At 65.3% G+C, this 15874-nt stretch carries 13 protein-coding genes; 12 read left to right on the top strand and 1 reads right to left on the bottom strand.

Annotation, left to right across the window (positions count from 1 at the left end; genetic code table 11):
• Positions 1-112 precede the first annotated feature (112 nt).
• The 8 genes from miaB (at position 113) to trmB (ending at position 8454) form a co-directional block, all read left to right on the top strand.
• Positions 113-1507 carry a tRNA (N6-isopentenyl adenosine(37)-C2)-methylthiotransferase MiaB gene (gene miaB, locus IVB26_RS00820; RefSeq protein WP_247970186.1) on the top strand — a complete coding sequence of 465 codons (1395 nt, stop codon included), beginning with the start codon at positions 113-115 and terminating at the stop codon, positions 1505-1507.
• 64 nt (positions 1508-1571) lie between these two features.
• A complete protein-coding gene (locus tag IVB26_RS00815; protein WP_246930139.1) occupies positions 1572-2567 on the top strand; it encodes a PhoH family protein in 996 nt (331 codons plus the stop codon).
• A 59-nt stretch (positions 2568-2626) separates the two neighbouring features.
• Positions 2627-3136 (top strand): rRNA maturation RNase YbeY, encoded by a 510-nt coding sequence (gene ybeY, locus IVB26_RS00810; protein ID WP_246930141.1) that lies wholly within the window; start codon positions 2627-2629, stop codon positions 3134-3136.
• 1 nt (position 3137) lies between these two features.
• The gene (locus IVB26_RS00805; RefSeq protein ID WP_247970185.1) at positions 3138-4256 is read left to right on the top strand and encodes a hemolysin family protein; all 1119 of its coding nucleotides are present in this window, start codon (positions 3138-3140) and stop codon (positions 4254-4256) included.
• Positions 4253-5866, top strand: coding sequence for an apolipoprotein N-acyltransferase (gene lnt, locus IVB26_RS00800; RefSeq protein WP_247970184.1), 1614 nt, complete (start codon positions 4253-4255; stop codon positions 5864-5866). The genes IVB26_RS00805 and lnt overlap by 4 nt, the downstream gene beginning before the upstream one ends.
• A 222-nt stretch (positions 5867-6088) precedes the next feature.
• Entirely contained in the window at positions 6089-6502 is a 414-nt protein-coding gene (locus tag IVB26_RS00795) for a helix-turn-helix domain-containing protein (RefSeq protein WP_027546813.1), read from the top strand.
• A gap of 84 nt (positions 6503-6586) precedes the next feature.
• Positions 6587-7744 carry a M20 family metallopeptidase gene (locus IVB26_RS00790; RefSeq protein ID WP_247970183.1) on the top strand — a complete coding sequence of 386 codons (1158 nt, stop codon included), beginning with the start codon at positions 6587-6589 and terminating at the stop codon, positions 7742-7744.
• Entirely contained in the window at positions 7741-8454 is a 714-nt protein-coding gene (gene trmB, locus IVB26_RS00785; RefSeq protein WP_247970182.1) for a tRNA (guanosine(46)-N7)-methyltransferase TrmB, read from the top strand. The genes IVB26_RS00790 and trmB overlap by 4 nt, the downstream gene beginning before the upstream one ends.
• A 118-nt stretch (positions 8455-8572) precedes the next feature.
• Here the strand turns inward: trmB and IVB26_RS00780 are convergent, their stop codons facing one another.
• The gene (locus IVB26_RS00780) at positions 8573-9655 is read right to left on the bottom strand and encodes a DUF2336 domain-containing protein (protein ID WP_247970181.1); all 1083 of its coding nucleotides are present in this window, start codon (positions 9653-9655) and stop codon (positions 8573-8575) included.
• A 371-nt stretch (positions 9656-10026) separates the two neighbouring features.
• Here IVB26_RS00780 and rimP point away from each other — a divergent pair, with 371 nt between their 5' ends.
• The 4 genes from rimP to infB all read left to right on the top strand — a co-directional run bounded on the left by rimP (position 10027) and on the right by infB (position 15856).
• A complete protein-coding gene (gene rimP, locus IVB26_RS00775) occupies positions 10027-10782 on the top strand; it encodes a ribosome maturation factor RimP (protein WP_247970180.1) in 756 nt (251 codons plus the stop codon).
• A 2-nt stretch (positions 10783-10784) separates the two neighbouring features.
• Complete coding sequence (gene nusA, locus IVB26_RS00770; protein WP_018319418.1) at positions 10785-12395, top strand: transcription termination factor NusA; 1611 nt, start codon at positions 10785-10787, stop codon at positions 12393-12395.
• Positions 12396-12418: 23 nt separating this feature from the next.
• Positions 12419-13102, top strand: coding sequence for an RNA-binding protein (locus IVB26_RS00765; protein WP_247970179.1), 684 nt, complete (start codon positions 12419-12421; stop codon positions 13100-13102).
• Between the two features lie 69 nt (positions 13103-13171).
• The gene (gene infB / locus IVB26_RS00760) at positions 13172-15856 is read left to right on the top strand and encodes a translation initiation factor IF-2 (protein WP_247970178.1); all 2685 of its coding nucleotides are present in this window, start codon (positions 13172-13174) and stop codon (positions 15854-15856) included.
• Positions 15857-15874 lie beyond the last annotated feature (18 nt).

Here is a 15874-nt window from a genome sequence, read left to right as displayed (position 1 = left end):
CGGGTTCGCGCTACGCGCGCCCCGGAATGACAATCCAAATACCTCCATTTGCTGGATTTTCGCGCCTCCAGCCTATATCTGAGGGCCGTCCTCCATCTCAATTCCAGGTTCCATGACGCCGCCGCGCAAGCTGCACATCAAATCATATGGCTGCCAGATGAACGTCTACGATGCCCAGCGCATGGTGGACACGCTGGCTCCGGAAGGATTCGTGGAGACGGCCAGTGCCGAGGAGGCCGACCTCGTCATCCTCAATACCTGCCATATCCGCGAGAAGGCCTCGGAAAAGGTCTATTCCGAGCTCGGCCGCCTGCGCGTCGCCAAAGACGAGGCCGCACGCGGAGGCCGCACCATGCAGATCGCGGTTGCGGGCTGCGTGGCGCAGGCTGAGGGCGAGGAAATCGTGCGCCGCGCGCCTGCCGTGGACGTCGTGGTGGGACCGCAGAGCTATCATCATCTGCCCGAGCTGTTGAAGCGCGCCGGCGACGAAGGCCGCGCGATTGAGACCGAGTTTCCGGTCGAGGACAAGTTCGGCTTCCTGGCCCAGCCCAAGCCCGCAGCGATCCGCGCGCGCGGCATTTCCGCTTTCGTCACGGTGCAGGAAGGTTGCGACAAGTTCTGCACCTTCTGCGTCGTGCCCTACACGCGCGGTTCGGAAGTCTCGCGCCCGGTCGCGAAGATCGTCGACGACGTGAAGCGGCTGGCCGACAACGGCGTGCGCGAGCTCACGCTGATCGGGCAGAACGTCAACGCCTATCATGGCGAGGGACCCGACGGGAAAGTCTGGCCGCTCGGCAGACTGCTCGAGCATCTGGCGACGATTCCCGGCATTGCGCGGCTGCGCTATTCGACCAGCCATCCCCGCGACGTCGACGACAGTCTGATTGCAGCCCATCGCAATCTCGGTGCCCTGATGCCGTTCGTGCACCTGCCGGTGCAGTCGGGCTCGGACCGCATTCTGGCGGCCATGAACCGGAAACATACCGCCGATGATTACCGGCGGGTCATCGACCGTTTCCGCACCGCACGCCAAGACATTGCTTTTTCATCGGATTTCATCGTCGGCTTCCCCGGGGAAAGCGAGCAAGATTTTCTCGCCACCCTCGCGCTTGTCACGCAAATCGGCTACGCTGCGGCTTATTCGTTCAAATACTCCGCCCGGCCGGGAACGCCGGCCGCGGACATGCAGGAGACGGTGTCCCCCGCCGAGATGGACCAGCGATTGGAGCGGCTCCAGGAACTGATCGACAGCCAGCAATCGGCCTTCAACAAGGCTGCGATTGGCTCAACGGTCGACGTGCTGTTCGAACGTCCGGCGCGCAAGGACGGCCAGATCGTCGGCCGCACCGCATTCCTCCAGCCCGCTCACGTGATGGCCTCGGCCGACATCATCGGACAGATCCTGCCTGTCCGGATCGACAGCCTCGAGCGCTACAGTTTCCTCGGCGAGCTCGCCGCACCACGCACCGCGCGTGAGCCCGCTTTATCGCAAGCCAGTGGAGCCTGAACCCTTGCCAAAAAGCGCATCGGATTCGTCTTCTATCGCTCCCAGCCGCAAATTTGACCGCGACATGCAAGTTCCGCCCGAGACCCAGGTCGTCATCGACTTCGACGACAACCGCGCCGCTTCGGCGCTGGTCGGCCCCTACGGCCAGCATCTCGCGCAGATCGAGCGGCGGCTCGGAGTCGTCGTCGATTCCAAGGGCAATCACATCACGATCGGCGGCACGCGCGACGGCTGCGACGCCGCACGCCGCGTGCTGGAGATGCTCTACGCCCAGGCCGTGAAGGGACAGGATCTCGACCAGGGCGAGGTCGAAGGTGCGATCCGTGCCGTCATTGCCCAGGGCTCGCTGTTCGAGTTCGACGCCAAATCGGCCAAATCGGCCTTCGACAGCATCAATCTGCGCAAGCGCCCGGTGCGCGCGCGCACCGCCGCGCAGGACTCCTACATCCGCGCGCTGAAGCGCCACGAGCTGGTGTTCGGCATCGGCCCCGCCGGCACCGGCAAGACCTGGCTCGCGGTTGCGCATGCCGCGCAGCTGTTCGAGCGCAAGGAGGTCGACAAGATCATCCTGTCGCGTCCGGCGGTGGAAGCCGGCGAGCGGCTCGGCTTCCTGCCCGGCGATCTCCGCGAAAAGGTCGATCCTTATCTTCGTCCGATCTATGACGCGCTCTACGACCTCATGGATGCGCGCATCGTCGAGCGCGCGCTCCAGACCGGCGAGATCGAGATCGCGCCGCTCGCCTTCATGCGCGGCCGTACCCTCACCAACGCCGCCATCATTCTGGACGAGGCGCAGAACACCACGTCGATGCAGATGAAGATGTTCCTGACGCGCCTCGGCGAGAACAGCCGCATGATCGTGACCGGCGATCCCTCGCAGATCGACCTACCGAACGGCCAGACCTCGGGCCTGGCCGAAGCGACCCGCCTCCTGGGCGGCGTCGAGGGCATTGCTCAAGTTCATTTCAAAGCCGAGGACGTGATCCGCCACGAACTCGTGGCGCGGATCGTCGCCGCCTACGAAGGTTCGCCGCAGCGGCCGGCCGCCGGCCAATCCTGACGAGGCAACAGTCGGACCAGAGGGCGCGGATACGGGCCCTTTTCGTCCCAGACAACACAATGTCCCATCCCAACCTTCCCATGACCGAGGTCCTCGTCGTCGCCGATTGCTGGCAGAGCGAGCCCGATTCCGAAGCCGTGATCCAGCGCGCGGTTGCGGCCGCCGCCGAGAGTGTCGACGAAGACGTTGCCGACGCGGAAGTGGCCGTGATGCTGACCGATGATGCCGGCATCCGCACCCTCAACAGCAACTGGCGCGGCATCGACAAGCCGACCAACGTGCTGTCGTTTCCCGCGCTCCAGCCGGAGGGCGAGTGGAAGCCGGGTGATGCGCCGCGCATGCTCGGCGATATCGCGATCGCCTACGAGACCATGCGGCGCGAAGCGGACGAGGAACAAAAGCCGTTCGACCACCATTTGAGCCATCTCGCCGTGCACGGCTTCCTGCACCTGATCGGCTACGACCACGAGAACGAAGGCGACGCCGAGGAGATGGAAGCGCTGGAGACGCAGATCCTGGCTCACCTTGGAATTCCCGATCCCTATGCAGAGCGCGCAGGGACGCATTGAGATGCCGGATTCCGACCCGATTCAGGACAACCCGCGCCACACGGCCAATCTTCCTGCCGTGGTGACCCAAGGCGAAGTGATGCGCCCGACTGCGGAAGGATGGCTGCTGCGCGCTATCCGGACGCTGTTCGGCTGGAAGGCGGGATCGGTGCGCGACGACCTCCAGGTCGTGCTCGATGCGACGACGCCTGGCGACTCCGGCTTCTCCGCGGTCGAGCGCACCATGCTGCGCAACATCCTCGGACTGCACGAGCGCCGCATCGCCGACGTCATGGTGCATCGCGCCGACATCATCGCAGTGAAGCGCGACATCCCGCTCGGCGAGTTGATGGACCGCTTCGAAAGCGCCGGCCATTCGCGCCTCGTGGTCTACAACGAGACGCTCGACGATCCCGTGGGCATCGTCCACATCCGCGACCTGCTCGCCTTCATGACCGCGCGTGCCCGCGTGTCGGAAGCCACCAAGACCAAGCGCAAGAAGCCGCTCCCGGCCGGGCTCGACCTCCGCGCCGTCGATCTCGCGCTCCCGCTCGAGGATGCGCGCATCATCCGCAAGCTGCTCTACGTGCCGCCGTCGATGCGGGCGATTGACCTGCTCGCGCAGATGCAGGCCACGCGCATCCATCTGGCGCTGGTGGTCGACGAATATGGCGGCAGCGACGGGCTGGTTTCGATCGAGGACATCGTCGAGCAGATCGTCGGCGAGATCGACGACGAGCACGACAGCGACGAGCCGCCCTCGATCGTGCGCCTGCCCGACAACGCCTTCATCGCCGACGCTCGCGCCAGCCTCGACGACGTCCGCTCGGTGATCGGCGAGGATTTCGTCACCGGCGAAGCCGGCGAGGAGGTGGAGACGCTGGGCGGCTATCTCGTCAGCTTCGTCGGGCGTCTGCCGGTGCGCGGCGAGGTGATCTCGGGCCCCGGCAATTACGAGGTCGAGGTGCTCGATGCCGATCCGCGCCGCGTCAAGCGGCTGCGCATCTCGACGCGCAAAGAGCGTCCCGCCCCGCGCACCCAGCGCGAGAGCCGGCGTCGCGAGGCCGCGCCGGACAGCGGTCAATCACCGGCCAATGACACGCCCAGCCCGCCGCCGAGCGACGGGACCGGCCAACAGTGAGTCCGTTCCAGCGACTTCGGCAGATTGCGCTTGCCATCATCCTCGCCTGGGGATGGAAGCGCGCCGTCATCGCCATCGTGGCCGGAGCACTGTCCGTGCTGGCACTGGCGCCGTTCAACCTCTTTCCGGTGCTGTTCATCACCTTCCCGGTGCTGGTCTGGCTGATCGACGGCACCGGGGCCGGGCGATATGGCGGTGTCCCGGCTGCAGCCCTGACCGGCTACTGGTTCGGGCTCGGCTATTTCGTGCCCGGCCTCTACTGGATCGGCTACGCCTTCTTCGTCGATGCCGATGTGTTCGCCTGGCTGACGCCGTTCGCCGTGCTCGGCCTGCCGGCCTATCTGTCCATCTTCACCGCCATTGGCTTTGCGCTGGCACGCGTGCTCTGGACCAAGAACGCCACGCGCGTGCTTGCGCTCGCGGCAAGCCTCACGGTCAGCGAATGGCTGCGCGGCCACGCCCTGACCGGCTTTCCCTGGAACGCGTTCGGCTATGCGCTATCCGAGCCGCTGCCGCTGGCACAGACGGCGTCGCTGATCGGCCTGTGGGGCATGACGTTCCTGACGGTTGCGATCTTCGCGAGCCCCGCGACCCTGATCGACCGTACGCCCGATCGCCGCCTGCAATGGCGCGTCCCGGCAGCCGCAATTGCGCTCTTAATCGTCATGAGCATCTTCGGAGCGATCCGCCTGTCGCTGCATCCGACCACGACGGTATCAGGCGCCAAGCTGCGCCTGATGCAGCCGAACCTGCAGCAGGATGCGAAATTCAACTACGCCGCCAAGGCGGAGGTGATGAAAAAATACCTGGCGCTGTCGGACCGCGCCTCCGGCCCGCAATCGACCGGCGTGCGTGATGCTACGGTCCTGATCTGGCCGGAATCGGCCTTTCCGTTCTTTCTAACCCGCGAAGCCGACGCGATGGCTCAGATTGCAGACCTTCTGCCGAAGGGCACGGTGCTGATCACGGGTTCGGTCCGCGCGCCCGACCTGCCGCGGGGCACCCCGATCACGCGTGCCTATAATTCGATCTACGTGATCGATCACGATGGCAGCGTGCTCGCAGTGTACGACAAGTTGCATCTGGTGCCGTTCGGCGAATTTCTTCCCTACCAGTCTTTGATGGAGAAGCTCGGTTTCGAGCAACTGACGCGTGTGCGCGGCGGTTTCATTCCCGGCACGGTGCGGCATGCGCTGCCGGTACCCGGTGCACCGCCCGCGCTGCCGCTGATCTGTTACGAAGCCATCTTTCCGGGCGAAGTGGCCGGACGCAATGAGCGTCCGGGCTGGATCGTGAACCTCACCAATGATGGTTGGTTCGGCATCTCGACCGGCCCCTATCAGCATCTGGAGCAGTCGCGGATGCGCGCGATCGAACTCGGATTGCCGCTGGTTCGCTCCGCCAATACCGGCGTCTCTGCAGTGATCGATCCGGTGGGCCGCACCGTCGCCAGCCTCGGTCTTGGAATCGAAGGCATTTTGGATGCAAGCCTGCCCGCCGCGATCCCGCCGACCGTCTACGCGCGGGTGGGCGACGTGCCCGCCGCCATGCTCGTCGCGCTAGCCGTGTTTCTGGCCGTCCGGCGGCGTGTCGCCAAGCCGCATCGCTGATCGCAGCTTCCTCAGCAACGCGGCCGGAAACTTTTGACAACCGCAGTCCCACGGTTGACAGACTGCACGCGGGCTCCCCATTCTGCACCGGCTGCAAAAGACAGTGGTGCGTTGCTAAATTTCTCCGCAATGTTTCCCAATAAGAGGGTTTGATTTGACGATGCTTGCACCTGAGGCATTCCTAAAGATTGCGCTGAGGGTGGTGTTTGGAGGGCTGAGGAAATGTCGAAAGCGCCCAACCCTGTTGACAAATATGTCGGCAGTCGCGTGCGTATGCGCCGCATCATGTTGGGCATGAGCCAGGAGAAGCTCGGTGAAGCTTTGGGCCTGACTTTCCAGCAGATCCAGAAGTACGAGAAGGGCACCAACCGGGTCGGCGCGAGCCGCATCCAGCAGATCGCCGAGATTCTTCAGGTACCCGTGTCGTTCCTGTTCGAAGGCGGTCCAAGCGGTGTGGCGGGTCCGAATGGCTTCGCAGAAGGCGCCTCGCCCTCTTACGTGTCGGACTTTCTTGCGACGTCCGAAGGACTTGCCTTGACCAAGGCGTTCACGCGAATCACCGACTCGAAGATGCGCCGCTCGATCGTCGATCTCGTCGAGCAGATCGCGGCTCGCGAAGGGCCCGACAAGCGCTGACGCCACCTCAATGGCGATTTGAGACCGCGTCAAATCTGGCCTATGTCGTCATTTGTGGCCGCGTCTTGATGCGCGTCCGCTTCGATGATGCGATTCAAAGGCACAGATGCGTCCATGGCCAGCTCCAATTGGTTCGATTCCCAAACTATTCTCGATGGCATCCGCCGCTGGGTGGAGGTCGAGACGCCGACGGAAGCGCCTGAACAGGTCAACAGGCTGGTCTCCATGGTCGCGGACCAATACCGCGATCTGCCCGTCACGCTCGAGCGCATCGCAGGCGTCGATGGCTGCGGCGATCATCTCCTGGCGCGGTCGAATTGGGGCCAGGACCGGCCGGGCATCCTGGTGCTGAGCCACCTCGATACCGTTCATCCCCTCGGATTCATCGAGCGCCTGCCGTTCAAGGTCGAAGGCGACGTCGCGTTCGGTCCGGGCATCTACGACATGAAGGGCGGTGCCTACATCGCCCATCACGCCTTTCGCGCGCTGTGCGCGACGGCCGAACGCTCGCCGCTGGGCATCACGCATTTGTTCACCTCCGACGAGGAGATCGGCAGCCCCACCTCGCGCGCCCTCATCGAGACCGAAGGGCGCAAGGCCAAATACGTGCTGGTGACGGAGCCGGCACGTGACGGCGGCAAGATCGTCACCGGCCGCAAGGGCGTCGGACGCTTCCGCGTGTTCATCAAGGGCGTGCCGGCGCATGCCGGCTCCCGGCCCGAAGACGGCCGCAGCGCCGTCCGCGAGCTCGCCAACGTCATCCTGGCGCTGGAAGGGATGAACGACCTCGCGCGCGGCGTCAGCGTCAATGTCGGTGTGGTGCGCGGCGGCACGCGCCCCAACGTCACGCCGGAAGAGGCCTATGCCGAAGTCGATCTGCGCGTGCTGAGCCTCAAGGACGCAGACGAGTTCGTCAGCGAGATCCTCGCGCTGACCTCAAAGACCGACGGCGTCACCGTCGAGGTCACGGGCGGGCTCAATCGGCCGCCTTACGAGAAGAGCAATGCAGGCGCCTCACTCTACGAGCATGCGAAAACGGTTGCCGCCGAGATCGGCTTCGAACTGATCGATACCCATACCGGCGGCGGCTCGGACGGCAATTTCACCGCCGCGCACACCGCAACGCTCGACGGACTCGGCGTCGACGGCAAGGGCGCGCACACGCATTATGAGCAGCTCTATGTCTCGTCGCTCGCGCCGCGGGCGCGGCTGCTCCATCGCCTGTACCAGACGCTGCGATGAGCGAGCGCAAATCAGACCCCGATCGCGAGGACAGCGAGCGCGCCTTCTTCGGGCGCCGCAAGGGCCACAAGCTCAGGCAGCACCAGGCCGAGCTGGTGGATCATCTGCTGCCGCATCTTGCGCTCGACATCGATGGTGAAACGCCGGCGGACGCCCGCGAGATCTTTGACCCCGCAGCCGAAGATGTGCGGCTCGAGATCGGCTTCGGCGGCGGCGAGCATCTCGCGGCCGAGGCACAGAGCTTCGCCACGACGGGCTTCATCGGCTGCGAGCCTTATGTAAACGGCATGGCAAAGATCCTCGCACAGATCGAGGCCGCCAACATCGGCAACATCCGCCTGTTTGCGGGCGATGCCGCCGAACTGCTGGCCTGGCTGCCGAAGGCATCCCTATCCCGGATCGACCTGATCCATCCCGATCCCTGGCCGAAGCGGCGGCACTGGAAACGGCGCTTCGTCCAGGACAGGACGATCGCCGCGATGGCGCGCGTGCTGAAGCCCAACGGCGAATTCCGCTTCGTCTGCGACATCGACGATTACTGCGCCTGGACGCTGTCGCATCTTGCGCGTTCGCAGGATTTCGTCTGGCTTGCCGAACGCGCTGACGACTTCAGGCAGCCATGGGACGGCTATACCATGACGCGCTACGGCCGAAAGGCCGCCCGCGAAGGACGCAAGGCGGCTTACTTGCGGTTCAGGCGGGTTGGCTAGCCGTCATTGCGCGGAGCCCGCGACAAATTGCGAAGCAATTTGCGCTGGCGACGGAGCAATCCAGAGCCTCCGCGGAAAGATTTCCGGATTGCTTCGCTCGCAATGACGGAGAGTGACGCTAGATGGTCTGCCGGTTGCGCCAGAAATTCACGACGCGCTCGGCGGTCGTCGGCATCAGGCGCGTGAAGTTCACGCGCGCGGCCTCGATGTCGGCATCGGCCGGCGTCCGGTGCGGACCGTACCAAAGCAGGATGAGCGCGCGCACCGTCGGCCAGCCCAGATTCAACACGCGACCGATGATGAGAATCGGATCGTAGCGGTCGCCTGCGACCAGGCGATCGAGAACCGAAAGACGGACGCCGGACATCGCCGAGAGCGAAGCGATCGATTCTTCGTATTTGTGCGCCTTGGCAAAGCCCAGCAGCGCGCTCTCGCCGAGATGGCCCCCGCGATGCAAGGTGAGCACCGTGCGCTGCGCCCCTGAGAAATCGCGCCGCGGTCCCGGCGGCAGCGCGGCCTCCTCGATCGCCGCCATCGCGCGCTTGATCTCGACCTGGCGCGCGGGGTTGACCACGCTGGAGAGGCGCCGGCGGATGACGTCGAGCGTCCCGTCGAGAAGCTCTTTCAGGTGCTCGCCCGAAAGATCGCGGCGCTGACCAATCTTGAGCGTCAGCACACCGTCCTGCGCCGCGCGCTTGATCAACTCGGAATAGCTGCTCGGCGAGAACACCGCACCGGCGTTGGCCGCGGCGCGGCGCACCACGTCGCGATCGCCGCGCTCGACCAGCACGTCGGTGATCTCAGCCGACAATGCGGGCCGCTCCGTCATCGCCAGCAGATGGCCCTGGCCCTTCAGCCGTGCGATCTCGACCAGAGCAGAATCATCGAGCACGGGCGAGCGGCGCAGCACGGGGGCCGCCACCATGATCTCGTTTTCGCGCGCGAGTTGATTGACCAGATGCGGCGGCGCGTTGCTCAGATGCGAGAAGCGCTCGGCGAGATCGACGCGCGAGGCAAGCTCGGCATGCGGGACGAGATCAATCAGGAGATTGTCGAAGAGATCGATGAGCTCGGGACGAAGATTGGCGGAATCCCGGAAGAACAGTTCGGAGATGGCGCGCGCGATCTCGCCGCGTCGCCGCGGATCGCCGCGTTTGACGATATCGTCCAGTCCAGGAATGAGCGACGTGGCAACGGTCATGTACACAACTCGATCAGGGCACGCCGCGGGTGCGCCCTTGGTCCAAGCCGCCCCACAATCAGGGAATTTAGCCTCCCGAGGTGAAAGAAGCGTTAGGCCCAGGACGCCGCAAATCGGGCGCAAAAAGCCCCCTTTGACCCGCGATGGGCCTTGTCCAGGGAGACAGAAAGCGCTATATCAGCGCCAATTCATCTTCTCATACGATCCGCGTAGTGAGAGTGGGCCCGAAAGGACCCGCTCTTTTTTATTACCTGAACGCGGCTTGGCGGAAGATGCGGCCCGACGCGTGTCGGGAAAGTTCCGAAGCGGGCTTTGAAGTCTTAACCAAGCCTTAACCCAAGCCTTATCGAACGAGCGCCTTGACCCCTGATATGACCGAACCGAACCCTGGTTCCACCGATGCCGAATTGCTGGCCGAGCCGAGGCTCGTGGTCGAGCCGGGCGCGGCGGCACGGGTGTCCGCGGTCGCAGCGCCGGTGCTCGAGGGCATGGGCTACCGCCTGGTGCGGATCCGCATATCCGGAGAGGCCGGCTGCACCGTGCAGATCATGGCCGAGCGGCCGGACGGCTCGATGCAGCTCGAGGATTGCGAGGCGATCTCGCGGGCGCTGTCGCCCGTGCTCGATGTCGCCGACCCCATCGATCGCGCCTATCGGCTGGAAATCTCCTCGCCGGGGATCGACCGGCCGCTGGTCCGTCGTTCCGATTTCGAGCGCTATTTTGGCCATCTGGTGAAGATCGAGATGGCGGTTGCCCATGAAGGGCGCAAGCGGTTCCGCGGCAGGATCGGGCCAGTCGAAGGCGATCGCGTGCATCTGCATCGCGACGACGTCAAGGCGGGCGATGATCCCGATGTGCTCCTGACGATGGAGGATATCGGCGAGGCCCGGCTGGTGCTGACCGACGAGCTGATCGCGGAATCGATGCGCCGCGGCAAGGCCGAGGAGCGCCAGATGCGCAGGGATCTCGGCCTCGAGCCGCCGCAGGCACCGCACGCCAAGATCAGCGAAAAGACCACCAAGAGCACCAAGCCGAAGAAGAAGCCGGCCCCGACCAATACCAAGAAGCATCGCCTGGCCGCCGAACGCGCGCGACGGGGCGAGATCGAGCCTGACGAAGGAGACTAGCCATGGCAGTCAGCGCCAATCGACTTGAATTGCTCCAGATCGCCGACGCCGTCGCGCGCGAGAAATCGATCGATCGCGGCATCGTCATCGCGGCGATGGAGGATGCCATCGCCAAGGCCGCGCGCGCACGCTACGGCAGCGAGACTGACGTTCACGCCGAGATCGACCCGAAGAAGGGCGAGCTGCGGCTGTCGCGCCACATGCTGGTGGTGGAGAAGGTGGAAAACCACTCCAACCAGATCTCGCTGGTGGATGCGCAGCGCGCCAATCCCGGCGCCCAGGTCGGTGACACCATCGCCGACACCCTGCCGCCGCTGGAATATGGCCGTATCGCCGCGCAGTCGGCCAAGCAGGTCATCGTGCAGAAGGTGCGCGAGGCCGAGCGCGACCGGCAATATCAGGAATTCAAGGACCGCATCGGCGACATCGTCAACGGCGTCGTCAAGCGCGTCGAATATGGCAGCGTGATCGTCGATCTCGGCCGCGGCGAAGCCATCATCCGCCGCGACGAGATGCTGCCGCGCGAAGTGTTCCGCAACGGCGACCGTGTCCGCGCCTACATCTTCGACGTCCGCCGCGAGACCCGCGGTCCGCAGATCTTCCTCTCCCGCACCCATCCGCAGTTCATGGCAAAGCTGTTCGCCCAGGAAGTGCCGGAGATCTATGACGGCATCGTCGAGATCAAGGCGGTCGCCCGCGATCCGGGCTCGCGCGCGAAAATCGGCGTGATTTCCCGCGATTCCTCGGTCGATCCGGTCGGCGCCTGCGTCGGCATGCGCGGCTCGCGCGTGCAGGCCGTGGTGAACGAATTGCAGGGCGAGAAGATCGACATCATCCCCTGGTCGCCCGACATCGCGACCTTCGTGGTCAACGCGCTGGCGCCGGCCGAAGTGTCCAAGGTCGTCATCGACGAAGACCGCGAACGCATCGAGGTCGTCGTCCCTGACACCAACAACCAGCTCTCGCTGGCGATCGGCCGCCGCGGCCAGAACGTGCGTCTGGCCTCGCAGCTCACCGGCTGGGACATCGACATCCTGACCGAGCAGGAGGAATCGGAGCGCCGCCAGGCCGACTTCGAGAACTCCACCCGCGTCTTCATGGAATCGCTCAACGTCGACGAAGTGGTCGGCCAGCTGCTGGCGTCCGAAGGCTTCACCTCGGTCGAGGAGCTCGCCATGGTGGACCTCAAGGAACTCGCCGGCATCGAGGGTTTCGACGAGGAGACCGCGCAGGAGCTCCAGAGCCGTGCCCGCGAATATCTCGAGCAGCAGGAAGCGGAGATCGAGGCCAGGCGCAAGGAGCTCGGTGTCGAGGACGCCGTCAAGGACGTGCCCGGCGTCACCTCCAAGATGCTGGTGAAGTTCGGCGAGAACGACATCAAGACGGTCGACGACCTCGCGGGCTGCGCCACCGACGATCTGGTCGGCTGGACCGAGCGCAAGGAAGGCGGCGAGCAGACCAAATTCCCGGGCGCGCTCGACGGTATCGATATCTCCCGTGACGATGCCGAGGCGATGATCATGCAGGCCCGCGTCAAGGCCGGCTGGATCACCGAGGCCGATCTCGCCAAGCCCGCAGAAGAGGCTGAGGCGACCGAAGATCAGCCGGCTTAAGGGCGAAGGAGGATGTCGCCCGGATGCTCACCGATACTGACACCGAACTCGACCATGGACCGCGGACCGAAAGGTCCGCGACCATGCGGATGTGCGCGGTCAGTCGGCAGGTCCGGCCGATCGACGAGCTGATCCGCTTCGTCATTTCGCCGCAAGGCGACGTGGTTCCAGATCTCAAGCGCAAGCTGCCCGGACGCGGCATGTGGCTCACCGCCTCCCGCGGGGTGGTTGCGGAAGCCGTGCGGCGTCACCAATTTAACAAGGCCTTCAAGCGCGAGCTGCGCATCCCTCAGACGCTTCCTGCCGACATCGAGGCGCTCTTGGTCCGGAGCGTGACGGAAGCCCTTGGGATCGCCGCCAAGGCCGGCCAGGTCGTGGCCGGCTTCGGCAAGGTCGAAAGCGCCCTTGGGGAGGGCACGGTCGAGGTCCTGATCCACGCCAGCGACGGGGCCGCGGACGGAATCCGCAAATTGGACATGCTGGCGCGTCAAAATACCGGAAATCGCGGCGCCAAGCCGCAGATTCCCGTCGTCACCGCACTGAAATCGTTAGAATTGGATTTGGCACTGACCCGGTCAAATGTGATACATGCTGCCCTGCTCGCGGGCCCGGCGAGCAAGTCATTCCTGTCACGTAGCCAGATGCTGGTCCGATACCGGATGGCGGACGATGACAAGACTGCCGAAAAGCACGGCCAGGATTTCTGAGAGACACGACGACCCAATTGGACGGTGCGGCAACGCACAACACTGATAAATCAGGATTAGGACTGCTGAATGGTTGATACCAAGACCCCTGGCGACAAGAAGCTGAGCGTTCCGAGCAAGACGCTATCGCTCAAGCCGCGCGTCGAAACGGGCACCGTGCGCCAGAGCTTCAGCCATGGCCGCAGCAAGCAGGTCGTGGTCGAGAAGCGCGGCAAGCGCCGCATCGACGGCACGCCTGAGCCGCAGGCTGCCGAGGTGGTGAAGCCCGCACCGCCCGCGCCCGCGCCCGCTCCGGCGCGCCCTGCGCCGCCGCGCGTGGTGCTGCGCACGCTGACCGAGGAGGAACGCTCCGCCCGCGCCAGCGCGCTGGCCGATGCCAAGGTTCGCGAAGTCGAAGAGCGCCGTGTGGCCGAGGAAGAGGCGCAGCGCCGCGCTGTTCGCGAAGCCGCCGAACGCGCCGAACGCGAGGCCGCCGAATCCCGCCGCAAGGCCGAGGAAGAGCGTCACCGTCACGAGGACGAAGCCAAGCGCAAGGCCGAGACCGAAGCCAAGAAGCGTTTTGGCGAAGGCGGACAGCCGCAATCTGCGCCACGCCCCGCGGCGGCAGCCCCGGCTGCTCCTGCACCGCGCCCCGGCGCGCCGGCGGCGCGGCCTGGAACCGTGACGGCACGCCCGGGAACGACGACGGCACGCCCTGGAACCACCACGCAGCGGCCGGCCGGCGGGCCGGTGGGCCGTGCGCCCGCAGTCGCGGCCGGACCGGACGAGGACGATGGTCCGCGCCAGATCCGTCGCGGTCCCGGCGGCGCCGCGCGTCCCGTGGTCGCCCCCAAGCCCACCCACAAGCCCGGCCCGCAGAAGGAGCGCGGCCGCCTGACGGTCGTCACCGCGCTCAATGCCGATGAGGTGCGCGAGCGTTCGATCGCCTCGTTCCGCCGCCGCACCCAGCGCCTGAAGGGCCACGCCTCGAACGAGCCGAAGGAAAAGCTCATCCGCGAGGTGGTCATTCCGGAAGCGATCACGATCCAGGAGCTCGCCAACCGCATGGCCGAGCGCGCGGTCGACGTCATCCGCATGCTGATGAAGCAGGGCGCGATGCACAAGATCACCGACGTGATCGACGCCGACACTGCCCAGCTGATCGCCGAAGAGCTCGGCCACACCGTCAAGCGGGTTGCCGCGTCCGACGTTGAGGAAGGCCTGTTCGACGCCATCGACGATTCCACCGACACCGAGACACGCTCGCCTGTCGTGACCGTGATGGGCCACGTCGACCACGGCAAGACCTCGCTGCTCGACGCGCTCCGTCATGCCAACGTGGTCTCCGGCGAAGCCGGCGGCATCACCCAGCATATCGGCGCCTATCAGGTGGTGTCGCCCGAGAGCGGCAAGAAGATCACCTTCATCGACACGCCCGGCCACGCCGCGTTCACCGCGATGCGCGCCCGCGGCGCCAAGGTCACCGACATCGTCGTGCTGGTGGTCGCGGCCGATGACGGCGTGATGCCGCAGACGATCGAAGCCATCAACCACGCCAAGGCGGCGCGGGTGCCGATCATCGTTGCCATCAACAAGATCGACAAGCCCGACGCGAAGCCCGAGCGCGTGCGCACCGAGCTGCTCCAGCACGAGGTGCAGGTCGAATCGTTCGGCGGCGAAGTCGTCGACGTCGAGGTGTCCGCCAAGAACAAGACCAATCTCGACAAGCTGCTCGAGATGATCGCGCTCCAGGCCGACATTCTCGACCTCAAGACCAATTCGGAGCGTCCGGCCGAAGGCACCGTGATCGAGGCCAAGCTCGATCGCGGCCGCGGCCCGGTCGCGACCGTGCTGGTCCAGCGCGGCACGCTCCGGGTCGGCGACATCATCGTCGCAGGCGCCGAGATGGGCCGCGTCCGCGCGCTGATCTCGGATCAGGGCGAGACCGTGCAGGAAGCAGGTCCGTCGGTGCCGGTCGAAGTGCTCGGCTTCAACGGTCCGCCGGAAGCCGGCGATCGTCTCGCCGTGGTCGAGAACGAAGCCCGCGCCCGCCAGGTCACCAGCTATCGTGCGCACCAGAAGCGCGAGAACGCGGCTGCCTCGATCTCCGGCATGCGCGGCTCCCTCGAGCAGATGATGTCGCAATTGAAGACCGCGGGCCGCAAGGAATTCCCGCTGATCATCAAGGCCGACGTGCAGGGCTCGCTGGAAGCGATCCTCGGCTCGCTGGAGAAGCTCGGCACCGACGAAGTCGCAGCCCGCATTCTGCATGCCGGCGTCGGCGGCATCTCGGAATCCGACGTGACGCTGGCCGAAGGCTTCAACGCCGCGATCATCGGCTTCTCGGTTCGTGCCAACAAGGAGGCCGCTGCGGCCGCCAAGCGCAACGGCATCGAGATCCGCTACTACAACATCATCTACGATCTCGTGGACGACGTGAAGAAGGCGATGAGCGGCTTGCTCGCGCCGACCTTGCGCGAAACCATGCTGGGCAATGCCGCCATCCTGGAGATCTTCAACATCTCCAAGGTCGGCAAGGTCGCCGGCTGCCGCGTCACCGACGGCACCGTGGAACGCGGCGCCAATGTGCGCCTGATCCGCGACAACGTCGTCGTGCACGAGGGCAAGCTGTCGACGTTGAAGCGCTTCAAGGACGAAGTGAAGGAAGTCCAGTCCGGTCAGGAATGCGGCATGGCCTTCGAGAACTACCACGACATGCGCGCCGGTGACGTGATCGAGTGTTACCGCGTGGAGACGATCCAGCGCTCCCTGTAAGTCCAAATCTTACCGAAG

Origin of the sequence: Bradyrhizobium sp. 195, assembly GCF_023101665.1 — a bacterium.
In the GTDB taxonomy this organism is placed as follows: domain Bacteria; phylum Pseudomonadota; class Alphaproteobacteria; order Rhizobiales; family Xanthobacteraceae; genus Bradyrhizobium.
This window is presented reverse-complemented; position numbering and strand designations above follow the sequence as displayed.

Excerpts from the sequence above, each read along its gene's own strand:
- miaB (WP_247970186.1), top strand. The coding sequence starts at position 113 with ATGACGCCGCCGCGCAAGCTGCACATCAAATCATATGGCTGCCAGATG.
- IVB26_RS00815 (WP_246930139.1), top strand. The coding sequence starts at position 1,572 with ATGCAAGTTCCGCCCGAGACCCAGGTCGTCATCGACTTCGACGACAAC.
- ybeY (WP_246930141.1), top strand. The coding sequence starts at position 2,627 with ATGTCCCATCCCAACCTTCCCATGACCGAGGTCCTCGTCGTCGCCGAT.
- IVB26_RS00805 (WP_247970185.1), top strand. The coding sequence starts at position 3,138 with ATGCCGGATTCCGACCCGATTCAGGACAACCCGCGCCACACGGCCAAT.
- IVB26_RS00795 (WP_027546813.1), top strand. The coding sequence starts at position 6,089 with ATGTCGAAAGCGCCCAACCCTGTTGACAAATATGTCGGCAGTCGCGTG.
- IVB26_RS00790 (WP_247970183.1), top strand. The coding sequence starts at position 6,587 with ATGATGCGATTCAAAGGCACAGATGCGTCCATGGCCAGCTCCAATTGG.
- trmB (WP_247970182.1), top strand. The coding sequence starts at position 7,741 with ATGAGCGAGCGCAAATCAGACCCCGATCGCGAGGACAGCGAGCGCGCC.
- IVB26_RS00780 (WP_247970181.1), bottom strand. The coding sequence starts at position 9,655 with ATGACCGTTGCCACGTCGCTCATTCCTGGACTGGACGATATCGTCAAA.
- rimP (WP_247970180.1), top strand. The coding sequence starts at position 10,027 with ATGACCGAACCGAACCCTGGTTCCACCGATGCCGAATTGCTGGCCGAG.
- nusA (WP_018319418.1), top strand. The coding sequence starts at position 10,785 with ATGGCAGTCAGCGCCAATCGACTTGAATTGCTCCAGATCGCCGACGCC.
- IVB26_RS00765 (WP_247970179.1), top strand. The coding sequence starts at position 12,419 with ATGCTCACCGATACTGACACCGAACTCGACCATGGACCGCGGACCGAA.
- infB (WP_247970178.1), top strand. The coding sequence starts at position 13,172 with ATGGTTGATACCAAGACCCCTGGCGACAAGAAGCTGAGCGTTCCGAGC.